Origin of the sequence: Rhizobium sp. ZPR4, assembly GCF_040215725.1 — a bacterium.
GTDB classification, from domain to species: Bacteria; Pseudomonadota; Alphaproteobacteria; order Rhizobiales; family Rhizobiaceae; genus Rhizobium; species Rhizobium rhizogenes_D.
In genome coordinates this window covers 3,741,754-3,765,000 of the sequence record NZ_CP157967.1, presented here as the reverse complement: position 1 = coordinate 3,765,000, position 23,247 = coordinate 3,741,754, and the positions used below count along the sequence as shown (strand labels likewise).

Below are 23,247 nucleotides of genomic sequence, written 5' to 3'. Positions count from 1 at the left end.
CATTGTCCATGAGATTGTCGAGTACCCGCACCAGAGCGGTCTCGGTCAGCGTCACGGCGATTGGCTGCCCGATCGGCGCAAAACCCACGAGGCCCTGCCCGTCTTGCCGCTCCGCGAGATGGCCTCGAATGGCCGCATCGAGATCGACGATGGTCTTGCCATCCGAGACGACCGTGCTGCGGGCAAAGCCGAGCGCATCCTCCACCAACCGCTGCATGGCCTCGACATCGGCGATCGCCCGCTCGCGGTGCGGCGTTTCCGGCATCATTTCCATGCGCAGGCGGAAACGGGTGAGATAGGTTCTCAGATCATGCGAAATCGCCCCGAGAATGAGAGTACGATTGCTGACGAGCGCGGCGATGCGCAATTGCATGGCATTGATCGCCTTGATCAGCAGACGCAGCTCGCAGGCGCCTCTTTCGGGAATGTGAACCGGCTGCAGGCCATTGCCGATCGAGTTGACGGTTCGCGACAGGCGCGTCAGGGGCCGGGTTTCCCGCGCAACGGCGGCTATGGCGATGACCGCGACCAGCATGCCGAGGATGCCGGCAATCAGGCCGACCGGTATGCCGTTCAATCTTACCGTCGGCGTGTCGGGCAGGTTGAACACGGCGATCTTGCCGCCGGCAACGCCGATCGACACTTCCATGATCCTGTCCGGCGCACCGACAGAGAACCAGCCCTGCGGCTTTTCGGAGAGCGAGCGCATGTTGAAGTAACGATTGCCCAGGGCGATTGTCGCAAATTCGCGGGCCAACTTGTCGGTCAGCGTCAGATTGGATGTTTCCTCTTTGTGGCCCGGAGCCGGCGGATCGGCCAGATGGATCGCCAGGCCATTGGCGTTCAGCGCCCGCACGGCTGCCGGCTGTGCCTCGGGCGGAATGGCATCGAGAAGACGGATGGCCGTCTTGACCTGCATGGCCGGTGACAGTTCCGGATTGAACGGCGTATCCGGCTTCAGCTGCGCGGCGACGAAAGCCGCAAGCTGGATGATGAACAACGCCACGGCGACGATCATGATGATGCGCGCGACGAGACCGAGTTTCAGCATGGCTCAGACATCCTTCACGTCCATTGTGAGGAGATAGCCGGCATTGCGCACGGTGGTGATGATATGGGCGCCATCGGGCAGGCAGTGCCCGAGCTTGGTGCGCAGGCGGGAGACCGTGACATCGATGGTGCGATCGAAGGGATCGGCACCGCGACCGCGAGTCCAGTCGAGCAATTGCTCGCGCGACAGCACGCGGCGTGGTCTTTCGAGAAAGCAGACGAGCAGATCGAATTCGGCCGTCGTCAGATGCACGACGCGCTCGCCATCCATCTCGATCACCCGGCCGTCGAGATCGACGGTCAGCCCGGCAAAGCTTTTTCGCCTTGAGGGGGGAGCAACATCTTCCGGCCGCTCCGGACCGGAGCGGCGAAGGATGGCGCGGATGCGCGCCAGGAGCTCGCGTGGATTGAAAGGCTTGCCGAGATAATCGTCGGCGCCCATTTCGAGGCCGAGGATGCGGTCGATATCTTCCGTTTTCGCCGTCAGCATCAGAATCGGCACCTTGCTGCGGGCGCGGATGCGCCGGCATGCGGAGAGGCCGTCTTCGCCTGGCAGCATGAGATCGAGAATGATCAGATCGGGAAAGCCCTTGGATAGAATACGATCCATGGCGGCGGCGCTATCGGCAGCCTGCACGGAGAAACCCTCACGGCTCAGGAACTCCTCCAGGAGCGCCCTAATCTCGCGGTCGTCCTCGACCAGAAGCAGCGATGCGGAAACCATGACTCTTCCATGCGGGGCGAGAGGCGGTTTTGGCAACAGGGAAACAGCCGGCGTTACAAACTGTAACAAATTTCCCCTCTTTTGAAAAATCCCAGCAAAAGAAGCAGTGCAGTTTCTCTGCAACCGCGATCCCTCCGGAGCGAATGGCGGCAACCACGTTGCCGTCTACCCGACCCCATCGCCCGCTCCGGTCCGCGACAGGGCTCGCACCACGAATGCGAGCCCTGTTTGCCTCCGCTGCCCCTCGACCCCTGCCCCTCGACAATGCGATTTGCGTCCGGTTCGTCGCCGTGCGAAAGGATTGTGCTCGACCGGCTGCCATGCCGGGCCACGACAACAAGCACATGAGGCAAGACGGGTGAGCCAACGGCAATCACCGCAAAGATCCGGCAGGGCGACGAAAGGCAGGCCGGAGCCAGAGGGTAAGCGCGTGACCTTGCCACGGGCACTTTCCAAGCTCGGCTATTGCTCCCGCACCCAGGCAGAGGCGCTGATCACGGCCGGCCGCGTGAGCGTGGATGGCCGCAAAGTGTCAGATCCCGCCACCTGGGTCGATCTGGAGCATTCGAAATTCGCGGTCGACGGCACGGAGATATCAGCGGAGAAAAAACTCTATTTCATGCTGAACAAGCCGCGCGGGCTGGTGACCACCCGCGACGACCCGGAGGGCCGTCCAACGGTCTATGATTGCCTCAGGGATATCGATGCCCGCCACCTTGCCCCGGTAGGGCGGCTGGACAAGGCAAGCGAGGGACTGCTGCTCTTCACCAACGATACGGTGCTGGCGCAGGCTCTGCTCGATCCGGTCAGCCATGTCGGCAAGACCTATCACGTACAGGTCGACCGGATCATGGATCACGAACAGCTTGCGCGCATGGAGCGCGGCATCGTCGACGATGGTGAGCTGCTGACCGCCAGTTCCGCCCGCCTCCTGCGCAGCGGCGATCGCAACGGCTGGATCGAGGTGGAGCTGAAAGAGGGCCGCAACCGTCAGATCCGGCGCATGCTGGAGGCGCTCGGTATCGAATGCCTCCGGCTGGTGCGCATCGCCTTCGGCGATATCGTGCTCGGCGATCTGCCAAAGGGCGCGGTGCGCGCCCTGACCGAGGCCGAAATCCTCGTGCTGCACCGGCGCGCCGGAATGAAGACCAACAGATAGAAGGCGGACTGCGATGCAACCCCATGACTTCTGGCAGGAGCTGCATACGCCTGGCACTTTCGACCCCATGGAAGAGCGCGCGGATTTCCATGTGGCCGAACTGCCGGACGGGCGCCAATTGCGCCTGCCGATCCGCGTGCTTGCCGACGGCGATCATGCGCTGGCATCGCTGATCGTCAATCAGGCAAGCTTTGCCGTGCAGGACGCGCTAGCGGAAGCGCTGGCCGCACAGATCTCAGCTCATGATGTCGATGTCATCGCCGGTTTGCCGACCCTCGGCCTGACGCTGGCGGCAGCGGTGGCCCGCACGCTCGGCCATGCGCGCTATGTACCGCTCGGAACATCGCGCAAGTTCTGGTATCGCGACGAGCTGTCAGTCGCGCTTTCCTCCATCACGACGCCGAACCAGGAGAAGCGTCTTTATATAGACCCGCGCATGCTGCCATTGCTGCAAGGCAAGCGCGTGGCGCTCATTGACGACGTAATCTCCAGTGGCGCGTCGATCGTTTCCGGACTTGCCCTGCTGACATCCTGCGATATCGAACCTGTCGTGATCGGCGCGGCCATGCTGCAATCCGATCGCTGGCGGGATCGTGTCGATCTGAGCGGCAAGCGATGGAGCGAGAGGATTGTCGGTGTGTTTTCGACACCCATCCTCGAGCAAGGTGAAAACGGCTGCTGGCGCCGGCCACGCTGACGCTTTTCGGGCCCGCAACCCGACGAATGGAGCGGGTTACCTATTATTATATGTGAAAACCGTTCCGATTCCGGCTGCAATGCGCTAAGGGTCCGCTCAAGAAGCATCCGTTGGGCGGATGCATAAGCCTGTTGGTGGACGCGTTGCGAATTCTCTCCGAAGCCCATTTCCCGGAATTGCCCAACTACTATCGCGGCAAGGTACGCGAGAATTACGATCTGCCCGATGGCAGCCGCATCATCATCAGCACCGACCGATTGAGCGCCTTCGACCGCATCCTCACCTGCATTCCCTACAAGGGTCAGGTGCTGACGCAGACGGCGCGCTACTGGTTCGAACAGACACGCGATATCTGCCCCAACCACGTCATCGACTATCCGGACCCGAACGTCGTCGTCGGCAAGCGGCTGAATATCCTGCCCGTCGAGGTCGTCGTTCGCGGCTATCTGGCCGGCACCACGGGCACCTCGGTTCTGACCCTCTATAGGAAGGGTCAGCGCGAGATGTATGGCATCACGCTGCCCGAGGGTATGCGCGACAACCAGATCCTGCCGGAGCCGATCATCACGCCGACGAGCAAGGAATTCGACGGCGGCCACGATGAGCCGCTGACGCCGACACAGATTGTCGAGCATGGGCTTCTGACAAAAGAGCAATGGCAGACGTTGACGGATTACGCTTTTGCCCTGTTCGCACGCGGGCAGGAAATCGCCCGTAAGCGCGGGCTTATCCTCGTCGATACCAAATATGAATTCGGTACCGATGAAAACGGCACCATCATCCTTGCCGACGAAATCCACACGCCTGACAGCAGCCGCTATTGGCTGGCGGACAGTTATCAGGACAGGTTCGAAAAAGGCGCGCGTCCGGAAAGCTTCGACAAGGATTTCGTCCGCGCCTGGGTTACGGAGCGCTGCGATCCCTATAAGGATGAGATTCCGGAGATTCCGAGCGACCTCATCGAAGAGACGTCCAAAGTCTACATCCGCGCTTACGAAGCGATTACAGGCACTGCTTTCGTGCCCGACGATCGCGGTGCGACACCGCGTGACCGGGTTCGCGCAAGCCTCGCCCGCTATTTCCCGCAATAGACCGTCTGAACGGTCGTTTAGCTGAATCGATACGCCGAAACTTCCCGGAAGTTGCGGCGGCGATGGAGTTTTGCGCCATTCACATCCCTTGATTGCGGATGCGAGGGTATGTTTTTTGCAACACTTCAGATTTTTTTTACCGATAAGCTGATATTTCGCCCGATCCTACATATGTTCGCTGCCGAGAATTCGTAAAAGCCACTGTGCTATTGCTAAACTCGTTGCTAGATTGACGCCGACCGCTTCGGGTCATTGTTTGTATTGCGTAAGACTGGAGCGCCGGAACGTGGAGTCATGCCGACTCCGTCAAAAGACACTGATCAGTAAATTGAATTGTGGGACAATGTGATGGTTTCCATTCGTACTGCCGCCCCCGCCCTGCTGCTTGTTTTGGCAGGATGCGTCAGCGGCCCAGACCATAAGCCACCGGAAATGCCTCTCCCGGCCAAATTCTCGGAGGGCGGTACGAAGGCGAACGGCGATATCGCCGGTTCGCAATGGTGGACCGCTTTCGGCGATTCCAAGCTGAACGCCTTCGCCGCACAGGGACTTGCCCAGAACCTTACCATCCAGCAGTCGCTGGAACGCATCAACCAGGCGGAAGCTGCTGTCGTCACGGCGGGTGCAGGCGGTCTCCCAAGCCTCACCGTCAGTGGCGATAACACGACGAGCGGCCAGAAGGGCGGCTCGAGGGTTTCCTCTTCGGGTGGACGGCGCAATACCACGACAGGCACCGCTTCGGCTTCCTGGCTGCTCGACCTCTGGGGTCAGTATCGCCGTGCAACGGAAAGCGCCAACGCTTCGCTCGATGCCGCCTATTCCACCGTCGACGTCCAACGCCTAGCCTTCCTGTCGGATCTCGCCAACAGCTACGTCAACGCCCGCTATTATCAGGCCCTGATTTCGATCGCTCAGGAAAACCTGAAGTCACGGCGCGACACGCTTTCGCTGACCAAGTTCCAGCTTGAAGCCGGTGCGGCATCCCGCCTCGACGTGGTTCAGGCGGAAGGCCTCGTCAACCAGACACTGGCACTGGTACCTGGTTATGAAATCAGCTACCGCCAGCAGGTGCATCATATCGCAACGCTGCTCAACGTGCCGTCGTCGACGATCATCGCACAGATGCAGGGCGGCGGCAGGCAGCCGGTGTTCCGCGGCAGCGTTCGCACCGGTGTTCCGGCCGACCTGATCCGCAACCGTCCGGATGTTCGCGTGGCAGAACGGACCCTTGCAGCCTCGACGGCCCAGATCGGCGTTGCTGAAGCCAAGCTCTTCCCGTCGATCACGCTCAGCGGCTCGATTTCGCCGACCTATATCCATACCTCGTCGGCGAGCGGCGGCCTAACCACCTGGTCCTTCGGTCCGCAGCTGAACCTGCCGATCTTCGACGGCGGCGCCCTGCGCGCCGGTGTCAAGAGCGCGGAATCGACGAGCCGCGAGAACTATCTCGCCTGGCAGTCGACGGTACGTTCAGCTATCGAAGATGTCGAAAACTATCTGTCCGCCGTCGCCCGCGACGCACAGACGGTCGCCGCGCTGCAGGCTCAGGTCAAGTCCTATCAGGAAGCCCTGCAGCTCTCGACCGCGAGCTATAAGGATGGTGCATCCTCGCTGCTCGACGTTCTCGATGCACAACGCAACGTGACCGCTGCCCAGCAGAGCCTGGCGCAGGCCGTTCAGCAGAGCGCTCTCGACTATATCGGGCTGAACGTCAACATCGGCGCAGGTTATGTCCCGGCCGGCAAGGCAACCATCGCACAGGCTCAGGCCAAGGTTGTCAAGGTTTCGGCCAAGAAGGCAAACTGACGATCTCGCCCGCTTCGGCGGGCGCATCACTTAAATTGAAAAACCGCCGCGGTCATCTGCGGCGGTTTTTCTTTTGTCACCTGAAAGATGCCGAAAATGAAAATGGCGCACTCCGCTTTCGCCACGAGCACGCCATCGCCAAAAAACAAAAAGGCCGGAATGATCCGGCCTTTCGCCATCCGCCTTCGCATCAGTGCCAGTACATCCGTGGTCAAAGGCAAGAGCGGAACTGCAGCCAGATTGGTCATGAAAGGTCAACGAAGAGTTAACGCTGCTTCCATGATATTGACGGACCAAACGGCTCGCTTTCCAGCGCGCCAGCGCCCATCGGCTGCATGACTGAACCGTATATCGGCGTCCAAGGTGGCAATTTCAAGGCCGCTTTTTTAGTTTCTTTCAAAAAGCTTTTGAAGCAGCCGATGCTGCCACATCGGTAACGCCGATGAAGGCAAGCAAGCCTTATCAAAAAGTCTTGCAGCATTTCAGTTTCGAATTGATGCCGTTCAAGCTGCATTCATGCAATTACTTCTACAACACATGCAAAGATTGAAGAGGCATCACGGAATCCTATCAGATTCCGTGCAGCGCCAGGCCTTTATCTTGCCGAAATTGGAAAGTCTTACCGAAGAGCGCCGGAGTAGGCGCACGACAGCGGAACAGGCATCAGGCAGCGATTTCGCAGCATGGGTGCGCAAAGGGAGAATAATCTATGAGGTTCAAGGTTCTTGCGGCGGGCATTCTGGCGGCGCTCGTGGCGTTGCCGGCCATCGCAGAAGCGGCAGAAGGCTTTGCCACCGCAAACGTCAACATGCGGTCCGGTCCGAGTACCGCCTATCCGGCAGTGACGATGATCCCCGTCGGCGTGCCGCTTCAGATCAATGGCTGCCTTAACGAGACGCCCTGGTGCGACGTTTCCTTCTATGGCGGCCGCGGATGGGTTGCCGGCCGTTATATCCAGGCAACCTATCAGTCACGCCGCATCTATGTCGGTCCGCAATATTACCGCCCGCTCGGCATCCCGACGGTGGTCTTCAACTTCGACGACTACTGGGGTCGCTACTATCGCGGCCGCGACTTCTATCGTGACCGCGACCGCTGGCGCCGCGGCCCGGGCTGGGTCGACCGCCGCCCTGACAGCGGCTGGGACCGCAATCCTCCGGGTTGGGATAATGGGCAGGACCGCAATTGGGACCGTCGTCCCGATCGCAACCGCGATTGGGATCAGGGGTCGGACTGGAACAACAGACCGGACCGCAACTGGGATCGCCAACCCGATCGTGATCGCAACTGGGACAGGCAGCGCGACGGCAATCGCGACTGGAACAGACAGCGCCCAGACAACAATCAGGATTGGGGTAATCGGCCAGACCGCCAGCGCGACAACAACCGCCCGGACAATAATCGTCCGGACAACCGCCCGCGCCCGCAGCCGCAGCAGGCTCAGCCACAGCCGCAGCCGCAGCCGCAGCCGCAGAACAATCCGCAGCCGAACGCAGGCCAACCAGGACCCTACAGCCCCGATCACCGGGATCCATGCCCAGCGTCGGAGCCGAATTGCCGGATGTCCGTGAGAGGCTCGAACCGCTGACGGTCGTGCAACAACTCCTAGAGCGGTTCAGTTTTTCACGGAACCTCTGAACCGCTCTATCTCTTTGTTTTCACGCAATTCCGGACGGAAAACCGCTTCGCAGTTTTGCCGACAGCCTATAAAAAGCCAAAAGGCCGGCGACTTTGAAAGTCGCCGGCCTTTTTTATGGAATGCACCGCCTCGGAGAGGAATGCGCTCACCGACTTGCGCGGGAGCTGCATCATCGAGGCGCCTTCACGGAACTGCGCGCATCCAAAACTCTCAACTCCCGCCGCATTTTCGCGGGCTCGCAAGGCTTGGACGGATAATCGGCCCGAGTGGTGCCGAGGCGCTTCAGTGCATCTTGAGATGCGCTTCCCGCGTCGCCGAGATGAACATTTCCCGTGCCTCTTCGGCGGACTTGCGACCGTCGATGGCCGCACGGCAAAGACTTCTCGCCGCCACATAGAGCGGACCGCGCCGGTCAGGCCAGAGATTGGCCATGCAATTCAGGGCCTCGGACGGGCCTGTGACAACCTGGAACGTATCCTGAGCAAAACCGATCTCGATTGGATTGCTCCATTTGACGTGTCGCATGAATACTCCTCCTCACGCGCTACCAATTGCCTGGAACTGTCCTCCAAGACAGCCACATGACAATACTATAACCTCGATCAGACCATTCGAAAATACGGAAGATTGAGTGCGATACGCGAAGTTTCGACGCATCCGACGAGATAGCTTGGCCGGGACGGCGGCGGCATCGTTTTCCTGAAGCTTTGTGGAAACTGGCATGATTGACGATACCGGATGCGTGGCACGGCTATTTTTCGCGCGCGATCCGCCTTGCCTCGTCTGGAGAAAAACCTGCTCGGCGGGCAAGCCGCTCAAGCCCGAAAATCCGGTCGATCTGGTCGACCAGCCACAATTCGAAACGCTTCCACATCAGCGTAGCCTCCTCCGCTGCAAACCCTTCGGTCACAGCAGCCCACGATAACATCGCGCCCGGCCTGCCAAATCCCTTTCAGCAACCCTGTCAACGAAATTGGGGCGGCCTTTGCGCGTTTGAGAGCAATTCCTGCTTCGTTGCGAAGTCGCCAAACAGCTTTTTCAGCCGGGCTTCCTCCTCCTTGCAAATCCGGTGGCGCCGGGCAAAATCCTGGACGCTCCAGACCTCGCGTAACTTGCTCTCGTCGACTTCCTCTATCTTCAGCAATGAACTCATCTATTCGCCCTCTTTGTTTTTTATGAAAGGATAATGCTCAGGGTAGCGAAAAGTTCCCTACGCACGTCTGCTGGATGCACGGGCGAATTGACCGACATAGCGGACCGAAATGTTCTTAATCCCTCCTTAAATCGCCGCATTTACAGTTCAGGCGGGACTTGATGTCTTCACGAGGGGTTCGTGGACGAATTAGCGGGTTGCTTCGCCTTGAGAGCCATTGGCGGTTTTCGAGGTCATGCGCCGCCCTGGCGACCGAGCAGGCTCAAAGATTTCTACCGCTCCTGTAAGCAGCCTGATAGAAGACATGGAACACAAGGGCACCGAGGTACGACCGGCCGGCAATGGCAGATAAGAAGAAATCACGCCAGAGGATAGAACCATCCTTTTCCAGCGGCCGAGAACGCAGCGATGACGGATTCAATGCTGGCGAACGCATCGTTGGCAGCAGGCGTTCGGCCAAGGCATATTCATCTTCTTCCAAGACATACTACGAAGAGCCGGACCCCGACGAAGAAGAGGATGAAGACGACGAGGATGAGCCCGTGGTCGCAAAGCCTCGCCGCACCCGTAGCCGCCGCAAGCCCGCACGACGTGCGCGTCCGCGGCGCGGCTTTTTCGGCTTCATCCGTTCGACGATCTACTGGGGCCTGGTGCTTTGCCTCTGGGCCGGCATCGGCCTTGCGGGCCTCGTCGCCTATTATGGCTCGCGCATGCCGAGCGCCAGCACCTGGTCGATCCCCGAGCGGCCGCCGAACGTCAAGATCAACGATCTCGACGGCAGCCTGATCGCCAATCGCGGCACGACAGGCGGCGAAGCCGTCGCGCTAGGCGACATGTCGCCCTATATCCCGGAAGCCATCATCGCGATTGAGGATCGGCGCTTCTATTCGCATTTCGGCTTCGATCCGATCGGCCTTGCCCGCGCCATGGTGACAAATGTCGTGACGGGCCACGCCGTCCAGGGTGGCTCGACGCTGACGCAGCAGCTCGCCAAGAACCTCTTCCTGTCGCCCGATCGCACACTGGAGCGCAAGGTGCAGGAAGTGCTGCTGGCGCTGTGGCTGGAGCACAAGTACACCAAGGACCAGATCCTGACGATGTACCTGAACCGCGTCTATTTCGGCTCCAACGCCTATGGCGTCGAGGCCGCCTCGCGGCGCTACTTCAACAAATCGGCAAAGGACGTCAATCTCGGTGAAGCCGCCATGCTTGCCGGCTTGGTCAAGGCGCCGTCGCGACTGTCGCCGGCCCGCGACCCAGCAGCCGCAGAGGCGCGCGCCCAGCTGGTGCTGCAGGCCATGCATGACCAGGGCTTCATCAGCGAATCCGATATCAAGACTGCGATGTCGCAACCTCCGACCCGCTCGAAAAGCTATTGGAGCGGCGCAGAGAATTACGTTGCCGATATGGTCATGGACCAGCTGCCGAAGCTGATCGGCGGCGACGTCAAGGAAGATCTGATCGTCGACACAACGCTCGATATGTCGCTCGAGGAAAAGGCCGAAAAAGCGCTAGCCGATGTGCTCGAGAAGGACGGCAAGAAGCTGAACGCCTCGCAGGCTTCGCTCGTTTCCGTCGACGCGACAGGTGCCATCCGCGCGCTCGTCGGCGGCCGCGACTATGCCCAGAGCCAGTTCAACCGTGCAGTCACCGCCAAGCGTCAGCCGGGCTCCGCTTTCAAGCCATTCGTCTATACCGCAGCCCTGGAGGCGGGCCTGACGCCCAACTCGATCCGCAACGACATGCCGGTCAAGATCGGCAACTGGGCGCCGGAGAATTACGAGCAGCGCTATAGCGGCCCCGTAACGCTTGCGACGGCGGTGGCGAAGTCGCTGAACACTGTTGCCGCGCAGCTTGTCGCCGAAGTCGGACCGGATCAGGTCATCAAGGTCGCCCACCGGCTCGGCATCGAATCGGACCTGCAGTCCAATGCCTCGATCGCGCTCGGCACCTCGGAAGTATCGCTGATGGAGCTCACCTCCGCCTATGCGACGTTCATGAACGGCGGTTTCAAGGTGGCGCCGCATGTCATTACCAAGGTGACGACAGCCTCCGGCAAGGTGCTCTACCAGGCCAATACCGATAATCCGCAGCGGGTGCTGAACCCGGATATTGTCACCAACATGAACGCCATGATGGCCGGCGTCATCGCCAATGGCACCGGCAAGTCGGCGCGCATTCCCGGCTGGCAGGCGGCCGGCAAATCGGGCACGACGCAATCCTTCCGCGATGCGCTGTTCGTCGGCTTCACCAGCCATCTGACGACGGGCGTCTGGTTCGGCAATGACGACGGCAAATCGATGCGCAAGGTGACCGGCGGCGGGCTGCCGGCAAAGGCATGGAAGGAATTCATGGTCGCCGCCCATAAGGGCATCACGCCGACACCGATCTTCGGCGGCGGTCAGATCATCGATAACGGCCTGCCGATGGCGCAGACGGGACCGAACGGCGACCAGCCGACCACCATCGGCAACATCATCTCCGGTGTCGCAGACGGCGGACAGCCAATCCAGCAGCCAACCTTGCAGCAAAGGCCATCGCAGCAGCCGATCCAGCCTCAGATCGTCAATCAGACCTCCGTCAACGAGGATCCGCAGGACCTGCCTCCGGCAAACCTCACCGACGACACCAATCCCTACAGCTCCAACCCGTATGACAGCGATATACCGCCTGCCGATGTCGGCGATAGCGGCGCTCCGGTCGCCACCGCGCGGCCGCATCGCTCCTCGCTGCTCGACGTCATCCTTGGTCGATAAAATTGCAATTTTTCACCTTGCCGCTTGCATGGCCGCGGCAAGGCTGCTCTGATACACGGTCGCGTCAAATTCGCTGGTCCCCGGCGCATATGGGACCATGTGGAATTTGGGCGACAAACCATTTGTTTTGCTGGATTTCAGGCCATTTCCTGCCTTGCAGTCAGTAAAACCGCTACTTATATACGCGGCATCACCGCAGTCATGGCTGCGCAATCCTCAAGACCATCCCGTAAGGGGCTGTCAATGGAATGCCTGACAGGGGTTCCGACAGCTTGCTTCAAGGAGAGAATGACATGGCAAAAGTAATTGGTATCGACCTTGGAACGACAAATTCCTGCGTCGCCGTCATGGACGGTAAGGACGCGAAAGTGATCGAAAATGCCGAAGGCGCCCGGACCACCCCCTCCATGGTTGCCTTCTCCGACGACGGCGAACGCCTCGTCGGCCAGCCGGCCAAGCGCCAGGCTGTCACCAACCCCACGAATACCCTCTTCGCTGTCAAGCGCCTGATCGGCCGCCGCTACGAAGATCCGACCGTCGAGAAGGACAAGCACCTCGTTCCCTTCACGATCGTCAAGGGTGACAATGGCGACGCCTGGGTCGAAGCTCAGGGCAAGGGCTATTCGCCCGCACAGATTTCCGCAATGATCCTTCAGAAGATGAAGGAAACCGCCGAATCCTATCTCGGCGAAAAGGTCGAAAAGGCCGTCATCACCGTTCCCGCCTACTTCAACGACGCGCAGCGCCAGGCAACCAAGGATGCCGGCAAGATCGCCGGTCTTGAAGTTCTGCGCATCATCAACGAGCCGACGGCTGCGGCACTCGCTTACGGCCTCGACAAGAAAGACGGCAAGACCATCGCCGTTTACGACCTTGGCGGCGGCACCTTCGATATCTCGATCCTCGAAATCGGCGACGGCGTCTTCGAAGTGAAGTCGACCAACGGCGATACTTTCCTCGGCGGTGAAGACTTCGACATGCGTCTCGTCGAATATCTCGTTGCCGAATTCAAGAAGGACAACGGCATCGACCTCAAGGGCGACAAGCTTGCTCTGCAGCGCCTGAAGGAAGCTGCCGAAAAGGCCAAGATCGAACTTTCGTCCGCACAGCAGACCGAAATCAACCTGCCCTTCATCACGGCAGACGCCACCGGCCCGAAGCACCTGACGCTGAAGCTGACCCGCGCCAAGCTCGAAAGCCTGGTCGACGATCTCGTTCAGCGCACCATCGCTCCCTGCAAGGCAGCGCTCAAGGATGCCGGTGTCACGGCTGCCGAGATCGATGAAGTCGTTCTCGTCGGCGGCATGAGCCGCATGCCGAAGGTACAGGAAGTCGTCAAGCAGCTGTTCGGCAAGGAGCCGCACAAGGGCGTCAACCCGGATGAAGTCGTCGCTCTCGGCGCCGCCATCCAGGCCGGCGTTCTGCAGGGCGACGTCAAGGACGTTCTGCTCCTCGACGTGACTCCGCTGTCTCTCGGCATCGAAACGCTGGGCGGCGTCTTCACCCGTCTGATCGAACGCAACACGACGATCCCGACGAAGAAGTCGCAGACCTTCTCGACCGCCGACGACAACCAGTCGGCCGTAACCATCCGCGTCTCGCAGGGCGAGCGCGAAATGGCTGCCGACAATAAACTGCTCGGCCAGTTCGACCTCGTCGGCCTGCCGCCGGCACCGCGTGGTGTTCCGCAGATCGAAGTCACCTTCGATATCGACGCCAACGGCATCGTCCAGGTTTCGGCCAAGGACAAGGGCACCGGCAAGGAACAGCAGATCCGCATCCAGGCTTCCGGCGGTCTTTCCGACGCCGACATCGAAAAGATGGTCAAGGATGCCGAAGCCCATGCTGCTGAAGACAAGAAGCGCCGCGAAGGCGTTGAAGCCAAGAACCAGGCTGAAAGCCTGATCCACTCCAGCGAGAAGTCGCTGAAGGATTACGGCGACAAGGTCACCGAAGCCGATCGCACCGCGATCTCCGACGCGATCGCTGCGCTGAAGACGGCAACCGAAGCTTCCGAGCCGGATGCCGAAGACATCAAGGCCAAGACCCAGACGCTCATGGAAGTTTCCATGAAGCTCGGCCAGGCGATCTATGAGTCGCAGCAGGCGGAAGCTGGTTCGGGCGATGCCTCGGCAGCAGCCGGCAAGGACGATGTCGTCGATGCCGACTACGAGGAAATCAAGGACGAAGACGACCGCAAGCGGTCTGCATAAGCGCGAATCGAAAGGTTCTCGAGGAAACTTAGCTCCGGCTGCCTTCGGGCAGCCGGAAATCCATTTCCGGGGTTCTAATCCTTAATATGGCAAAAGCGGATTTTTACGAGACGTTGGGCGTCTCCAAGACGGCGGACGAGAAAGAGCTGAAGAGCGCCTTTCGCAAGCTGGCAATGCAATATCATCCGGACAAGAACCCGGACGACAGCAATGCCGAGCGGAAGTTCAAGGAAATCAACGAGGCCTACGAAACGCTCAAGGATCCGCAGAAGCGCGCAGCCTATGACCGCTACGGCCATGCCGCTTTCGAGCATGGTGGCATGGGCGGCGGTGGCGGCTTCGGAGCCGGTTTCGGCGGCGGCGGCTTCTCCGATATTTTCGAGGATATTTTCGGCGAGATGATGGGTGGCGGACGCGCACGCGGACGCTCGTCCGGCGGACGCGAGCGCGGCGCAGATCTTCGCTACAATATGGAAATTTCGCTCGAGGAAGCCTTCAGCGGCAAGACGGCGCAGATCCGCGTTCCGACCTCGATCACCTGCGACGTCTGTTCCGGCTCGGGCGCCAAGCCCGGCACACAGCCGAAGACCTGCGGCACCTGCCAGGGTTCCGGCCGCGTCCGCGCTGCCCAGGGCTTCTTCTCCGTCGAGCGCACCTGCCCGACGTGCCATGGCCGCGGCCAGATCATTCCCGATCCCTGCACCAAGTGTCATGGCCAGGGCCGTGTGACCGAGGAGCGTTCGCTCTCCGTCAATATCCCGTCGGGCATCGAAGACGGCACACGCATCCGCCTGCAGGGCGAAGGCGAAGCCGGCCTGCGCGGTGGTCCTTCGGGCGACCTTTACATCTTCCTGTCCGTCAAGCCGCATGAATTCTTCCAGCGGGATGGCGCCGATCTCTATTGCGCCGTGCCGATCTCGATGACAACGGCGGCACTCGGCGGTACCTTCGATGTGGCGACGCTCGATGGCACCAAATCGCGTGTCAGCGTTCCCGAGGGAACCCAGGTCGGCAAGCAATTCCGCCTGAAGGGCAAGGGCATGCCGGTGCTGCGCTCCAGCCAGGTCGGCGATCTCTATATCCAGATCCAGATCGAGACACCGCAGAAGCTGACCAAGCGTCAGCGCGAACTGCTGCAGGAGTTCGAGCAGATCTCTTCGAAGGACAACAATCCCGAATCGACGGGCTTCTTCGCCCGCATGAAGGATTTCTTCGATACGTTCAGCGACTGAGCAGCGAATCAAAAGTGTTTCACATGAATCCGGCCGATGATTCGGCCGGATTTTTTGTTTGAGCGGACGAATCAGTTATCCGCTTGCGAATCAGCCCCAGGTCAGCGGATCGAGCCTGAGATAGAAGGCAAGGCGCCCGTGATCCGGCTCTTCAATCTCAAGGGTCTCGAACAGGATCGAAAAAGCTCTCTGTCCCTGCTCGAGCATTGTCCAGCTCTCTTCGGCATTGGCAATCATCAGCGAGAGATCGACATAGCGATCCGCCTTGCCGACACGGCCGAGATCGATCAGTCCGGTACATCGCAGGCTATGCGGATCGACCATGAAGTTTGGCATGCAGGCATCGCCATGGCAAAGAACCCTGTCGATCGCCTCTTGAGCAAGCCGCGCGGGCAGACCGCGCTCGACACGATCAAGCAGTTCGCGGGCCGGCCTACCCCGATCCTCCGGCGGCAGGAAATCCGGGTTTACCGCATCGCGCGAGACCACATCCGCCGCCCGGGCGAACATCAGCGAAAGGCTGCGATCGAAGGGGCATTGATCCGAAGGCAGCTCGTGAAGAGATTTGAGTTGCCGCGCCATTGACGGCCAAGCCTTCAGCAAGGCATCTCCGTCCAAATCGACTGTCGGCACGCCGGGGATCGCAGTCATGATGAGGCACGCGCCATCCTCGACTTCACGCCAGTCGATCACTTCAGGCCCGGCAATGCCCCTGCCCTGTAGCCAAAGCAGCCGGTCGCGTTCGCCGGCGAGATCCGCTGATCGGGCTGATGAGGCGACTTTTGCGTAAGCAAGACCGTCCTCACGCCGATAGACGAGATCGCCCGATTCGCCTGTCTTCACGCGCATCCAATCGCGGCTGGTGCGCGCGAGCAGTATTTTTGCAAGATCCAATGGATGCCCCTACCTCAAATTTCCCCGAGCATGGCGATATAGGGAGTGCGATACGCCAATACCAACATCGGTGAGAACTCAGGCGGAAGTCTTCGAAGGACAACAAAGCCGAATTGTTCCACATAATCCTTCGCTGATCGGCCGGATTTTCGTTTTGCGAGCGAATCACCCGCCCTTGTGGTTCGAGACGGCCCTTTTGGCCTCCTCACCATGAAGGCCAGCCTTCAACGACTCGACGTCTTTGGGACCAGGCGCAAGCTCTTACTCCACCCTCATCCTGAGCCCGTCGAAGGACAAGGGTGGCCCATGACAGGCCTCACCCCGCTTACGCCGCGAACCATCGGCAAAATCCTTGCACTCGTGCGGTGTTCGGCATACCCCTCGGCATCGATTAAGAATCCGAAAGACCCATGCCGAACAAGGTTTTCATCTCGCGCCTGAAGCTGACCGACTTCCGCAACTATGCGGCGGCAGCGCTGACACTTGACGAGCGGCATGTGGTGCTGACTGGCGACAATGGCGCGGGCAAGACCAACCTCATGGAAGCGGTCTCGCTGCTGTCGCCCGGCCGCGGCTTGCGTCGCGCTGCCTATGCCGACATCCCCCGCGTCAACGCGCCGGGTGGGTTTTCGATCTTCGCCGAACTCGAGGGCATGGAGGGCACGGTCGAAATCGGCACCGGTATCGACACCGCCGATGAATCCGCCGCCCGCAGGCTCCGAATCAACGGCACACCTGCCAAGACCGTCGACGAACTGACCGACCATCTGCGCGTACTCTGGCTGACGCCTGCCATGGATGGCCTTTTCACCGGCAGCTCCTCGGAGCGCCGCCGCTTCCTTGATCGGCTGGTGCTGTCGCTGGACCCCGCCCATGGCCGCCGCGCCAGCGATTTCGAGCGCGCCATGCGCAGCCGCAACAAGCTTCTGTCGGAAAGCCGGTTCGATCCGTCCTGGCTTGGCGGTATCGAAGAGCAGATGGCAAGCCTCGGCATCGCCATGGCGATCGCGCGGCAGGAAATGCTCGGCCTTCTTTCGCGGCTAATCGCAGAAACGCGTGAGACGACGCCGTTTCCTTCGGCGGCCCTTGAACTTTCCGGCTTCCTCGACGGGCAATTCGATCGGCCGGCCGTCGATCTGGAAGATGCCTATGCCGACATGCTGCGCGAAGGGCGCTATCGCGACGCCGCCGCCGGCCGGACGCTGGATGGACCGCACCGGGCCGATCTTCTCGTACGCCACCGCGAAAAAGACATGGAGGCAGAGCGTTGCTCGACGGGCGAGCAGAAAGCTCTTCTCGTGGGCCTTATCCTTGCCCATGCGTGTCTCGTCGGCAACCTCACGGGCTATGCGCCGATCCTACTGCTCGACGAGATCGCCGCCCATCTCGACGAAGGACGACGCGCGGCCCTCTTCGACCTTATCGACGGGCTCGGCGGCCAAGCCTTCATGACCGGCACGGACAAATCCATGTTCTCGGCCCTTGGCGAGCGTGCGCAATTCTTTACCGTTGCGCATGGCGGCATTACGAAAACCTAGCGCCTCCTTCCCGGTGATTGTGCTAGACTCGCACCCATGGATCCGTTGAGCTCAGACGAAATCGGCCGCTATCACCGCCATATCCTTCTGCCGGAGGTTGGCGGCGCCGGCCAGCAACGATTGAAAGCGGCGCGCGTGCTTGTGATCGGCGCCGGTGGTCTCGGTGCGCCGGTGCTGCAATATCTTGCCGCGGCCGGCGTCGGGACACTCGGCATTGCCGATGACGACCGCGTTTCGCTGTCCAACCTGCAGCGGCAGGTAATTCACGACACGGGTACGATCGGCGAGATGAAGACGCAGAGCGCGGCGGACGCCATCGCCCGGCTGAACCCGCATGTGCGCACCATCCGCTTCGAAGAGCGCTTCAGCCCCGATACCGCTGCGCGGCACCTCGCCGGCTTCGATCTCGTCATCGATGGCTCCGACAATTTCGACACCCGCTATGCGGCTGCCGATGCAACCGAAACAGCGCACCTGCCACTGGTGACCGGCGCTGTCGGTCGTTTCGACGGGTCCGTGACGACATTGAAGCCTTACGAAAGCGACGCGGACGGCAACGCCAATCCACGCTATCGCGATCTCTTCCCGGCGCCGCCGCCGGAAGGTCTCATCCCCAGCTGCGCGGAGGCAGGAATCATCGGCGCTCTCACCGGCGTCATCGGCACGCTGATGGCCATGGAGGCGATCAAGCTCATCACCGGTATCGGTGAGCCGCTGATCGGCCGCCTGCTGCTCTATGACGGGCTTTCTACACGCTTCGAAACCGTGCGCTATCGCCGCAAACGCCCCCAGGTCGCGGCGGAATGAGCGAAATCGCGCTTCGTCGTCTCGATGACGGCTTCGATCGCTGGGATGCGTTGCTGGATCTTATCCTGGCATCCTTCGCTTACATGAACGGGCGCATCGATCCACCCTCCTCCGCGCTGGCGCTGACGCCGGAAACGCTGAAGACGAAGGCTATCGGCGAGATCGCTTATGCGGCACTCGATGGCGAACGGTTGGTCGGCTGCATTTTCTGCCGGCCGGAGGCGGAGAGCCTTTATGTCGGCAAGCTTGCCGTGCTGCCGGCGGCGCAGGGCAAGGGTATCGGCAAGCGTCTGCTTGTGTTGGCTGAGGCTAGGGCGCGGGATCTCGGCCTCAAGGACCTGCGGCTGGAGACGCGGATCGAGCTGATCGACAACCACGCCACCTTCGCCGCCTGGGGCTTCCGAAAAACAGCCGAAAATCGCCATGCCGGCTTCGATCGCACGACATCGATCGAGATGCGCAAGGCGATCGCCTAGAGCGGTTCAGTTTTTCACGGAATCTCCGAACCGCTCTATCTCTTTGTTTTCACGCAATTCCGAACGGAAAACCGCTGCGCACTTTTCCTGGAATTGCTCCAGCACATCTTCATCCGTTGAATCGGGTTCTTACGCCTCGCGCGGCGGAATGCGGGTGATTCGAGCGCCCATGGCATTCAGCCGCTCCTCTATGCGCTCGTAACCGCGCTCGATCTGCTGGGCGTTGTTAATGACGCTCGTGCCCTCGGCGCACATCGCCGCGATCAGCATCGCCATGCCGGCGCGAATGTCAGGGCTTTCGAGCTGGGCGGCGCGCAGCTTGGAGGGGCCGGCGACGATGGCGCGATGCGGATCGCACAGCACGATACGGGCGCCCATGGCGATCAGCTTGTCGACGAAGAACATGCGGCTTTCGAACATTTTCTCGAACATCAGCACGACGCCATCGCATTGCGAGGCGGTGACGATGGCGATCGACATGGTGTCAGCCGGAAAGGCCGGCCAGGGCTGATCTTCGATCTTCGGAATATGGCCGCCGAAATCGGGCTGGATCTTCATTTCCTGGCCTGAGCGGATGATGAGATCGTCGCCGTCGATCTGGCAGCGGATGCCGAGGCGCTCGAAGGTCATGAGGGTGGAGCGTAGATGCTCGACGCCCGCGCGGCGAATGGTGATTTCCGAGCCGGTGACGGCGGCAAGGCCGATCAGCGAGCCGACCTCATTGTGGTCGGGTCCGATACGATGCGATGCGCCGCCGAGCCGCTGGCCACCATGGATGGTCATCATATTGGTGCCGACCCCCTCGATGCGGGCGCCCATGGCAATCAGGAACCGCGCCAAATCCTGAACATGCGGCTCGGAAGCGCAATTGCGCAGGATTGTCGTTCCCTCAGCGAAAACGGCAGCGCAAAGAGCGTTTTCCGTTGCCGTCACGGAGGGCTCGTCGAGGAAAACATCGGCGCCACGCAGCCCTTCGGTGCGGAAGCTGTAGACGCTGTTGACCTCGATCCTGGTGCCGAGCTGTTCCAGCGCCAGGAAATGGGTGTCGACCCGCCGGCGGCCGATGACGTCGCCTCCCGGCGGCGGCAAGGTGATCTCGCCACAGCGCGCCAGCATCGGACCGGCAAGCAGGATGGAGGCGCGGATGCGGGCGCAGAGATCGGGATCGAGATTGGCGGGGCGAAGCTCGCGCGCTTCGATTTCGAGCTCGTTGCGGCCGAGCCAGCGCACCTTGGCGCCAACCGACTGGATCAGCTCCACCAGCGCCTCGACATCGCGAATGCGCGGCACGTTGCTGAGCTCGACGCGTTGATCGGTCAGAAGCGATGCGGCGATGATCGGCAATGCGGCATTCTTGTTACCGCTCGGTTCGATCTCGCCCGACAGCTTGAAGCCGCCCTCGACCACATATTGAATCCGCTCATGCGGCAGCGCACGCGCCATCGTTTCCGCCCTTCCTGATTTGTGTTTGTGGTCACCTCTGGCCCGGCTTTGTGACATGCACATGACCGGCGAGAGGCAAGTGAGATCAAATTTGAAGCTGACACTATCCGCTTGGTTTCGCCAGGAGATTGCAAGCGATTCGCTTATCGAAACGGCAGCACGCGATTGGGCGGACGATGGCCGTCGATGAAGGTGCGGATGTTGATGATGACCTTGTCGCCCATATCGATACGGCCCTCAAGTGTGGCCGAACTCATATGCGGCAGGATCACCACCTTGCCTTCATTTGCGAGCTTCACCAGCTTCGGATTGACAGCCGGTTCGTTCTCGAACACGTCGAGGCCGGCTCCGGCGATCTTGCCTTCGCGCAGGATCTTGATCAGCGCCGTCTCGTCGATCACATCGCCGCGCGCCGTATTGACGATGTAGCTCGTCGGCTGCAGCAGCGCCAGGCGACGCGCCGAGATCAGATGATAGGTGGCCGGGGTCGACGGGCAATTGACCGAAACGATATCGACGCGAGCGAGCATCTGGTCGAGGCTGTCCCAATAGGTTGCCTCCAGCTCGTCCTCGGTCGCCGGATTGACGCGCTTGCGATTGTGATAGTGGATCGAGAGGCCGAATGCCTTGGCGCGGCGGGCAACGGCGGTGCCGATGCGCCCCATGCCGACGATGCCGATTCGCTTGCCGTGGATGCGGCGGCCGAGCATCCAGGTGGGCGACCATCCGGCCCATTCGCCGGGGCTGTCGGTCAGCACGCGCGCACCTTCCGCCAGCCGGCGCGGCACGGCGAGGATGAGCGCCATGGTCATGTCGGCTGTATCCTCGGTCAGCACGTTCGGCGTATTGGTAACGGTAATACCGCGGCGGGCGGCCGCCTCGACATCGATATGATCAGTGCCGTTGGAGAAGCTGGCGATCAGCTTCATCTGCGGCCCGGCCTCGTCGATCACCTCCGCATCGATACGGTCGGTGACGGTCGGCACCAGCACGTCGACGGAGCGGACGGCCTCGATCAATTCGTCTTTGGTGCGCGGGCGGTCGTCGATATTGAGCTCGGCATCGAAGAGCTCGCGCATCCGCGTCTCCACCGCGTCAGGTAGTTTGCGCGTGACGTAGACCTTTGGTTTTTTCTTCGTCGTCATGGTGAGCGGCGATGCCTTGTTCAGATGTTCTTAACCAAGAAGCGGGATAATTTTCCCGTTCCGGGCATTTCTACCAGACCCGCAGGCGAAGACAAATAAAACTCGCTGACGCGATCCGAGGATTTGCCGCTCACCGGAGCGAAAGGTCGCCGGAACGGCGCCTTTGTCATGACGAACGAACGGAAATCCCATGCGTGGCAAAGCATTGAAGTCCTGCGCCATTTTCGCAATCGGCCTGATGATGGCCGCTGTGTCGGCCGATCTTGCCGCTGCCCAGGCCGCCAAGGGGCCGAGCGGCCTGCCACTGCCGCGCTTCGTCACGCTGAAGTCGAAGAGGGTCAATCTGCGCATCGGTCCCAGCGCTGATTACGCCGTGTCGTGGCTCTATCTCAGGCAGGGCCTCCCGGTCGAAATCATCCAGGAATATGATAATTGGCGGCGCGTGCGCGATGCCGACGGCACCGAAGGCTGGGTCAACCAGTCGCTGCTGTCGGGCCAGCGCTCGGCGATTGCCGCGCCGTGGATGAAGGGCAAGGGCAAGGCGGTTTTCGTCAACATGCGCCGCGAATCCCAACCGTCCGCGGCCGTCATCGCCAAGCTTCAGCCCGGCGTGATGATGACCATCAAGGAATGCACCGGCGACTGGTGCCTCGCCACCGCCGACGGCACCGAAGGATGGGTGGCGCAATCCGAGATCTGGGGCGCGTACCCCGGTGAAGCCTTCAAGTAACGACCGCTTGGTGCCGAACGCAACCATGCAACTTTCGCGGCGCAATGCTATATCCGGGATCGAATAGGGAGACCGGCGATCTTGGGTTATGTGCTAGGCGTTTTCGGCGTTGCCATTGTCATGTTCGCATCGACGAACATAGACGACATATTCGTCCTTCTCGGCTTTTTCGCCGATCGGAAATTCCACCTGAGGCAGATCGTTATCGGCCAGTATCTCGGCATTGGCGCGCTCTATGGCTTCAGTGCCCTAGCCTCGTTTCTGGTTCTCGTCATTCCCGCCACCTATATCGGTCTGCTCGGTCTTGCGCCGATCTATTTCGGCGTCAGGCGATTGTGGGAACTCTGGAACGGCATCGAGGCCGGTGACGATCCGGAAGATCATGCGAAAGCTTCGGCGGGGCACGGAAACATCGTCGCGGTTGCACTGGTGACGATCGCCAATGGCGGCGACAATATCAGCGTCTACACGCCGATCTTCGCGACGCGCTCGGCCTATGAGATCCTTACCATCGGCTGCATCTTCGTGGTGCTGACGGCCATCTGGCTCGGCGCCGCGCACTCCCTCGTCAATCACCCCACCTTGGGCGCGCCGATCCGGCGCCACGGCCACAGGATCGTGCCGTTCGTTCTGATCGCGCTCGGCATCCTCATTTTCTACGAGGCCGGGACCGCGACGCTCTTCTGGCGCTAGA

The 23,247-nt window shown here is 60.9% G+C and carries 23 protein-coding genes (1 of these 23 only partly in view); 13 read left to right on the top strand and 10 right to left on the bottom strand.

Features of this window, described 5'->3' with window-relative positions; translation table 11 throughout:
- Positions 1-1,051, bottom strand: partial view of an ATP-binding protein gene (locus ABOK31_RS18055; protein ID WP_349957026.1) — the 5' portion only. Its footprint begins 302 nt before the window's first position; only the first 1,051 of its 1,353 coding nucleotides appear in the window; the start codon lies at positions 1,049-1,051; its stop codon lies off the left edge, out of view.
- Between the two features lie 3 nt (positions 1,052-1,054).
- The gene (locus ABOK31_RS18050) at positions 1,055-1,774 is read right to left on the bottom strand and encodes a response regulator (protein ID WP_349957025.1); all 720 of its coding nucleotides are present in this window, start codon (positions 1,772-1,774) and stop codon (positions 1,055-1,057) included.
- A 358-nt stretch (positions 1,775-2,132) separates the two neighbouring features.
- On the opposite strand from ABOK31_RS18050, the gene ABOK31_RS18045 reads away from it, so the two are divergent.
- The 4 genes from ABOK31_RS18045 (at position 2,133) to ABOK31_RS18030 (ending at position 6,527) form a co-directional block, all read left to right on the top strand.
- Positions 2,133-2,933: a pseudouridine synthase gene (locus ABOK31_RS18045; protein WP_174178436.1), complete on the top strand. Its 801-nt coding sequence runs from the start codon at positions 2,133-2,135 to the stop codon at positions 2,931-2,933.
- 13 nt (positions 2,934-2,946) lie between these two features.
- Complete coding sequence (locus ABOK31_RS18040) at positions 2,947-3,630, top strand: phosphoribosyltransferase (protein ID WP_174178438.1); 684 nt, start codon at positions 2,947-2,949, stop codon at positions 3,628-3,630.
- A 143-nt stretch (positions 3,631-3,773) separates the two neighbouring features.
- Complete coding sequence (locus ABOK31_RS18035; protein ID WP_349957023.1) at positions 3,774-4,721, top strand: phosphoribosylaminoimidazolesuccinocarboxamide synthase; 948 nt, start codon at positions 3,774-3,776, stop codon at positions 4,719-4,721.
- 348 nt (positions 4,722-5,069) lie between these two features.
- Positions 5,070-6,527 carry an efflux transporter outer membrane subunit gene (locus ABOK31_RS18030; RefSeq protein WP_349957022.1) on the top strand — a complete coding sequence of 486 codons (1,458 nt, stop codon included), beginning with the start codon at positions 5,070-5,072 and terminating at the stop codon, positions 6,525-6,527.
- A 26-nt stretch (positions 6,528-6,553) separates the two neighbouring features.
- Here ABOK31_RS18030 and ABOK31_RS18025 read toward each other — a convergent pair whose 3' ends face one another.
- Both ABOK31_RS18025 and ABOK31_RS18020 read right to left on the bottom strand, forming a co-directional pair.
- Positions 6,554-6,775 carry a hypothetical protein gene (locus ABOK31_RS18025; protein WP_349957020.1) on the bottom strand — a complete coding sequence of 74 codons (222 nt, stop codon included), beginning with the start codon at positions 6,773-6,775 and terminating at the stop codon, positions 6,554-6,556.
- 17 nt (positions 6,776-6,792) lie between these two features.
- Positions 6,793-7,041, bottom strand: a complete 249-nt coding sequence (locus tag ABOK31_RS18020) for a hypothetical protein (RefSeq protein WP_349957018.1) — start codon at positions 7,039-7,041, stop codon at positions 6,793-6,795.
- A 195-nt stretch (positions 7,042-7,236) separates the two neighbouring features.
- Between ABOK31_RS18020 and ABOK31_RS18015 the strand changes: the two genes are divergently transcribed.
- Complete coding sequence (locus ABOK31_RS18015; protein WP_174178448.1) at positions 7,237-8,115, top strand: SH3 domain-containing protein; 879 nt, start codon at positions 7,237-7,239, stop codon at positions 8,113-8,115.
- Between the two features lie 333 nt (positions 8,116-8,448).
- Here ABOK31_RS18015 and ABOK31_RS18010 read toward each other — a convergent pair whose 3' ends face one another.
- From ABOK31_RS18010 to ABOK31_RS18000, 3 genes are all read right to left on the bottom strand, one after another.
- Positions 8,449-8,691: a DUF982 domain-containing protein gene (locus ABOK31_RS18010; protein WP_174178450.1), complete on the bottom strand. Its 243-nt coding sequence runs from the start codon at positions 8,689-8,691 to the stop codon at positions 8,449-8,451.
- A 226-nt stretch (positions 8,692-8,917) separates the two neighbouring features.
- Entirely contained in the window at positions 8,918-9,040 is a 123-nt protein-coding gene (locus ABOK31_RS18005) for a hypothetical protein (RefSeq protein WP_257714005.1), read from the bottom strand.
- Between the two features lie 90 nt (positions 9,041-9,130).
- The gene (locus tag ABOK31_RS18000; RefSeq protein WP_174178452.1) at positions 9,131-9,319 is read right to left on the bottom strand and encodes a hypothetical protein; all 189 of its coding nucleotides are present in this window, start codon (positions 9,317-9,319) and stop codon (positions 9,131-9,133) included.
- 341 nt (positions 9,320-9,660) lie between these two features.
- On the opposite strand from ABOK31_RS18000, the gene ABOK31_RS17995 reads away from it, so the two are divergent.
- The 3 genes from ABOK31_RS17995 to dnaJ all read left to right on the top strand — a co-directional run bounded on the left by ABOK31_RS17995 (position 9,661) and on the right by dnaJ (position 15,520).
- Positions 9,661-12,075 carry a transglycosylase domain-containing protein gene (locus ABOK31_RS17995; protein WP_349957015.1) on the top strand — a complete coding sequence of 805 codons (2,415 nt, stop codon included), beginning with the start codon at positions 9,661-9,663 and terminating at the stop codon, positions 12,073-12,075.
- 293 nt (positions 12,076-12,368) lie between these two features.
- A complete protein-coding gene (dnaK, locus tag ABOK31_RS17990; protein WP_174178455.1) occupies positions 12,369-14,288 on the top strand; it encodes a molecular chaperone DnaK in 1,920 nt (639 codons plus the stop codon).
- A gap of 86 nt (positions 14,289-14,374) precedes the next feature.
- Positions 14,375-15,520 carry a molecular chaperone DnaJ gene (gene dnaJ, locus ABOK31_RS17985; RefSeq protein WP_174178457.1) on the top strand — a complete coding sequence of 382 codons (1,146 nt, stop codon included), beginning with the start codon at positions 14,375-14,377 and terminating at the stop codon, positions 15,518-15,520.
- 90 nt (positions 15,521-15,610) lie between these two features.
- Here the strand turns inward: dnaJ and ABOK31_RS17980 are convergent, their stop codons facing one another.
- Positions 15,611-16,369, bottom strand: coding sequence for an APH(3'') family aminoglycoside O-phosphotransferase (locus tag ABOK31_RS17980; RefSeq protein ID WP_349959023.1), 759 nt, complete (start codon positions 16,367-16,369; stop codon positions 15,611-15,613).
- A gap of 455 nt (positions 16,370-16,824) precedes the next feature.
- Here ABOK31_RS17980 and recF point away from each other — a divergent pair, with 455 nt between their 5' ends.
- The 3 genes from recF to ABOK31_RS17965 are packed head-to-tail and all read left to right on the top strand — an operon-like array spanning position 16,825 to position 19,235.
- Positions 16,825-17,952: a DNA replication/repair protein RecF gene (recF, locus tag ABOK31_RS17975; RefSeq protein WP_349957013.1), complete on the top strand. Its 1,128-nt coding sequence runs from the start codon at positions 16,825-16,827 to the stop codon at positions 17,950-17,952.
- A 36-nt stretch (positions 17,953-17,988) separates the two neighbouring features.
- Entirely contained in the window at positions 17,989-18,759 is a 771-nt protein-coding gene (locus ABOK31_RS17970; protein ID WP_349957011.1) for a molybdopterin-synthase adenylyltransferase MoeB, read from the top strand.
- Positions 18,760-18,764: 5 nt separating this feature from the next.
- Positions 18,765-19,235 (top strand): GNAT family N-acetyltransferase, encoded by a 471-nt coding sequence (locus tag ABOK31_RS17965; protein ID WP_349959021.1) that lies wholly within the window; start codon positions 18,765-18,767, stop codon positions 19,233-19,235.
- A 129-nt stretch (positions 19,236-19,364) separates the two neighbouring features.
- Here ABOK31_RS17965 and murA read toward each other — a convergent pair whose 3' ends face one another.
- Together murA and ABOK31_RS17955 are read right to left on the bottom strand one after the other, a co-directional pair.
- On the bottom strand, positions 19,365-20,678 hold the full coding sequence (gene murA, locus ABOK31_RS17960) for a UDP-N-acetylglucosamine 1-carboxyvinyltransferase (RefSeq protein WP_349957009.1): 1,314 nt from the start codon (positions 20,676-20,678) through the stop codon (positions 19,365-19,367).
- A gap of 143 nt (positions 20,679-20,821) precedes the next feature.
- Complete coding sequence (locus ABOK31_RS17955; RefSeq protein ID WP_174178463.1) at positions 20,822-21,823, bottom strand: D-glycerate dehydrogenase; 1,002 nt, start codon at positions 21,821-21,823, stop codon at positions 20,822-20,824.
- 190 nt (positions 21,824-22,013) lie between these two features.
- On the opposite strand from ABOK31_RS17955, the gene ABOK31_RS17950 reads away from it, so the two are divergent.
- Together ABOK31_RS17950 and ABOK31_RS17945 are read left to right on the top strand one after the other, a co-directional pair.
- Positions 22,014-22,553 (top strand): SH3 domain-containing protein, encoded by a 540-nt coding sequence (locus tag ABOK31_RS17950; protein ID WP_349957007.1) that lies wholly within the window; start codon positions 22,014-22,016, stop codon positions 22,551-22,553.
- Positions 22,554-22,643: 90 nt separating this feature from the next.
- Positions 22,644-23,246 (top strand): cadmium resistance transporter, encoded by a 603-nt coding sequence (locus ABOK31_RS17945; RefSeq protein WP_349959019.1) that lies wholly within the window; start codon positions 22,644-22,646, stop codon positions 23,244-23,246.
- Position 23,247: the final 1 nt, after the last annotated feature.

Bases quoted from the DNA above. Each gene is read 5' to 3' on its own strand.
- ABOK31_RS18050 (WP_349957025.1), bottom strand. From the start codon at position 1,774: ATGGTTTCCGCATCGCTGCTTCTGGTCGAGGACGACCGCGAGATTAGG.
- ABOK31_RS18040 (WP_174178438.1), top strand. From the start codon at position 2,947: ATGCAACCCCATGACTTCTGGCAGGAGCTGCATACGCCTGGCACTTTC.
- ABOK31_RS18030 (WP_349957022.1), top strand. From the start codon at position 5,070: ATGGTTTCCATTCGTACTGCCGCCCCCGCCCTGCTGCTTGTTTTGGCA.
- ABOK31_RS18025 (WP_349957020.1), bottom strand. From the start codon at position 6,775: ATGACCAATCTGGCTGCAGTTCCGCTCTTGCCTTTGACCACGGATGTA.
- ABOK31_RS18020 (WP_349957018.1), bottom strand. From the start codon at position 7,041: ATGCAGCTTGAACGGCATCAATTCGAAACTGAAATGCTGCAAGACTTT.
- ABOK31_RS18015 (WP_174178448.1), top strand. From the start codon at position 7,237: ATGAGGTTCAAGGTTCTTGCGGCGGGCATTCTGGCGGCGCTCGTGGCG.
- ABOK31_RS18010 (WP_174178450.1), bottom strand. From the start codon at position 8,691: ATGCGACACGTCAAATGGAGCAATCCAATCGAGATCGGTTTTGCTCAG.
- ABOK31_RS18005 (WP_257714005.1), bottom strand. From the start codon at position 9,040: ATGTGGAAGCGTTTCGAATTGTGGCTGGTCGACCAGATCGACCGGATT.
- ABOK31_RS18000 (WP_174178452.1), bottom strand. From the start codon at position 9,319: ATGAGTTCATTGCTGAAGATAGAGGAAGTCGACGAGAGCAAGTTACGC.
- ABOK31_RS17995 (WP_349957015.1), top strand. From the start codon at position 9,661: ATGGCAGATAAGAAGAAATCACGCCAGAGGATAGAACCATCCTTTTCC.
- dnaK (WP_174178455.1), top strand. From the start codon at position 12,369: ATGGCAAAAGTAATTGGTATCGACCTTGGAACGACAAATTCCTGCGTC.
- dnaJ (WP_174178457.1), top strand. From the start codon at position 14,375: ATGGCAAAAGCGGATTTTTACGAGACGTTGGGCGTCTCCAAGACGGCG.
- ABOK31_RS17980 (WP_349959023.1), bottom strand. From the start codon at position 16,369: ATGCGCGTGAAGACAGGCGAATCGGGCGATCTCGTCTATCGGCGTGAG.
- recF (WP_349957013.1), top strand. From the start codon at position 16,825: ATGCCGAACAAGGTTTTCATCTCGCGCCTGAAGCTGACCGACTTCCGC.
- ABOK31_RS17970 (WP_349957011.1), top strand. From the start codon at position 17,989: ATGGATCCGTTGAGCTCAGACGAAATCGGCCGCTATCACCGCCATATC.
- murA (WP_349957009.1), bottom strand. From the start codon at position 20,678: ATGGCGCGTGCGCTGCCGCATGAGCGGATTCAATATGTGGTCGAGGGC.
- ABOK31_RS17955 (WP_174178463.1), bottom strand. From the start codon at position 21,823: ATGACGACGAAGAAAAAACCAAAGGTCTACGTCACGCGCAAACTACCT.
- ABOK31_RS17950 (WP_349957007.1), top strand. From the start codon at position 22,014: ATGCGTGGCAAAGCATTGAAGTCCTGCGCCATTTTCGCAATCGGCCTG.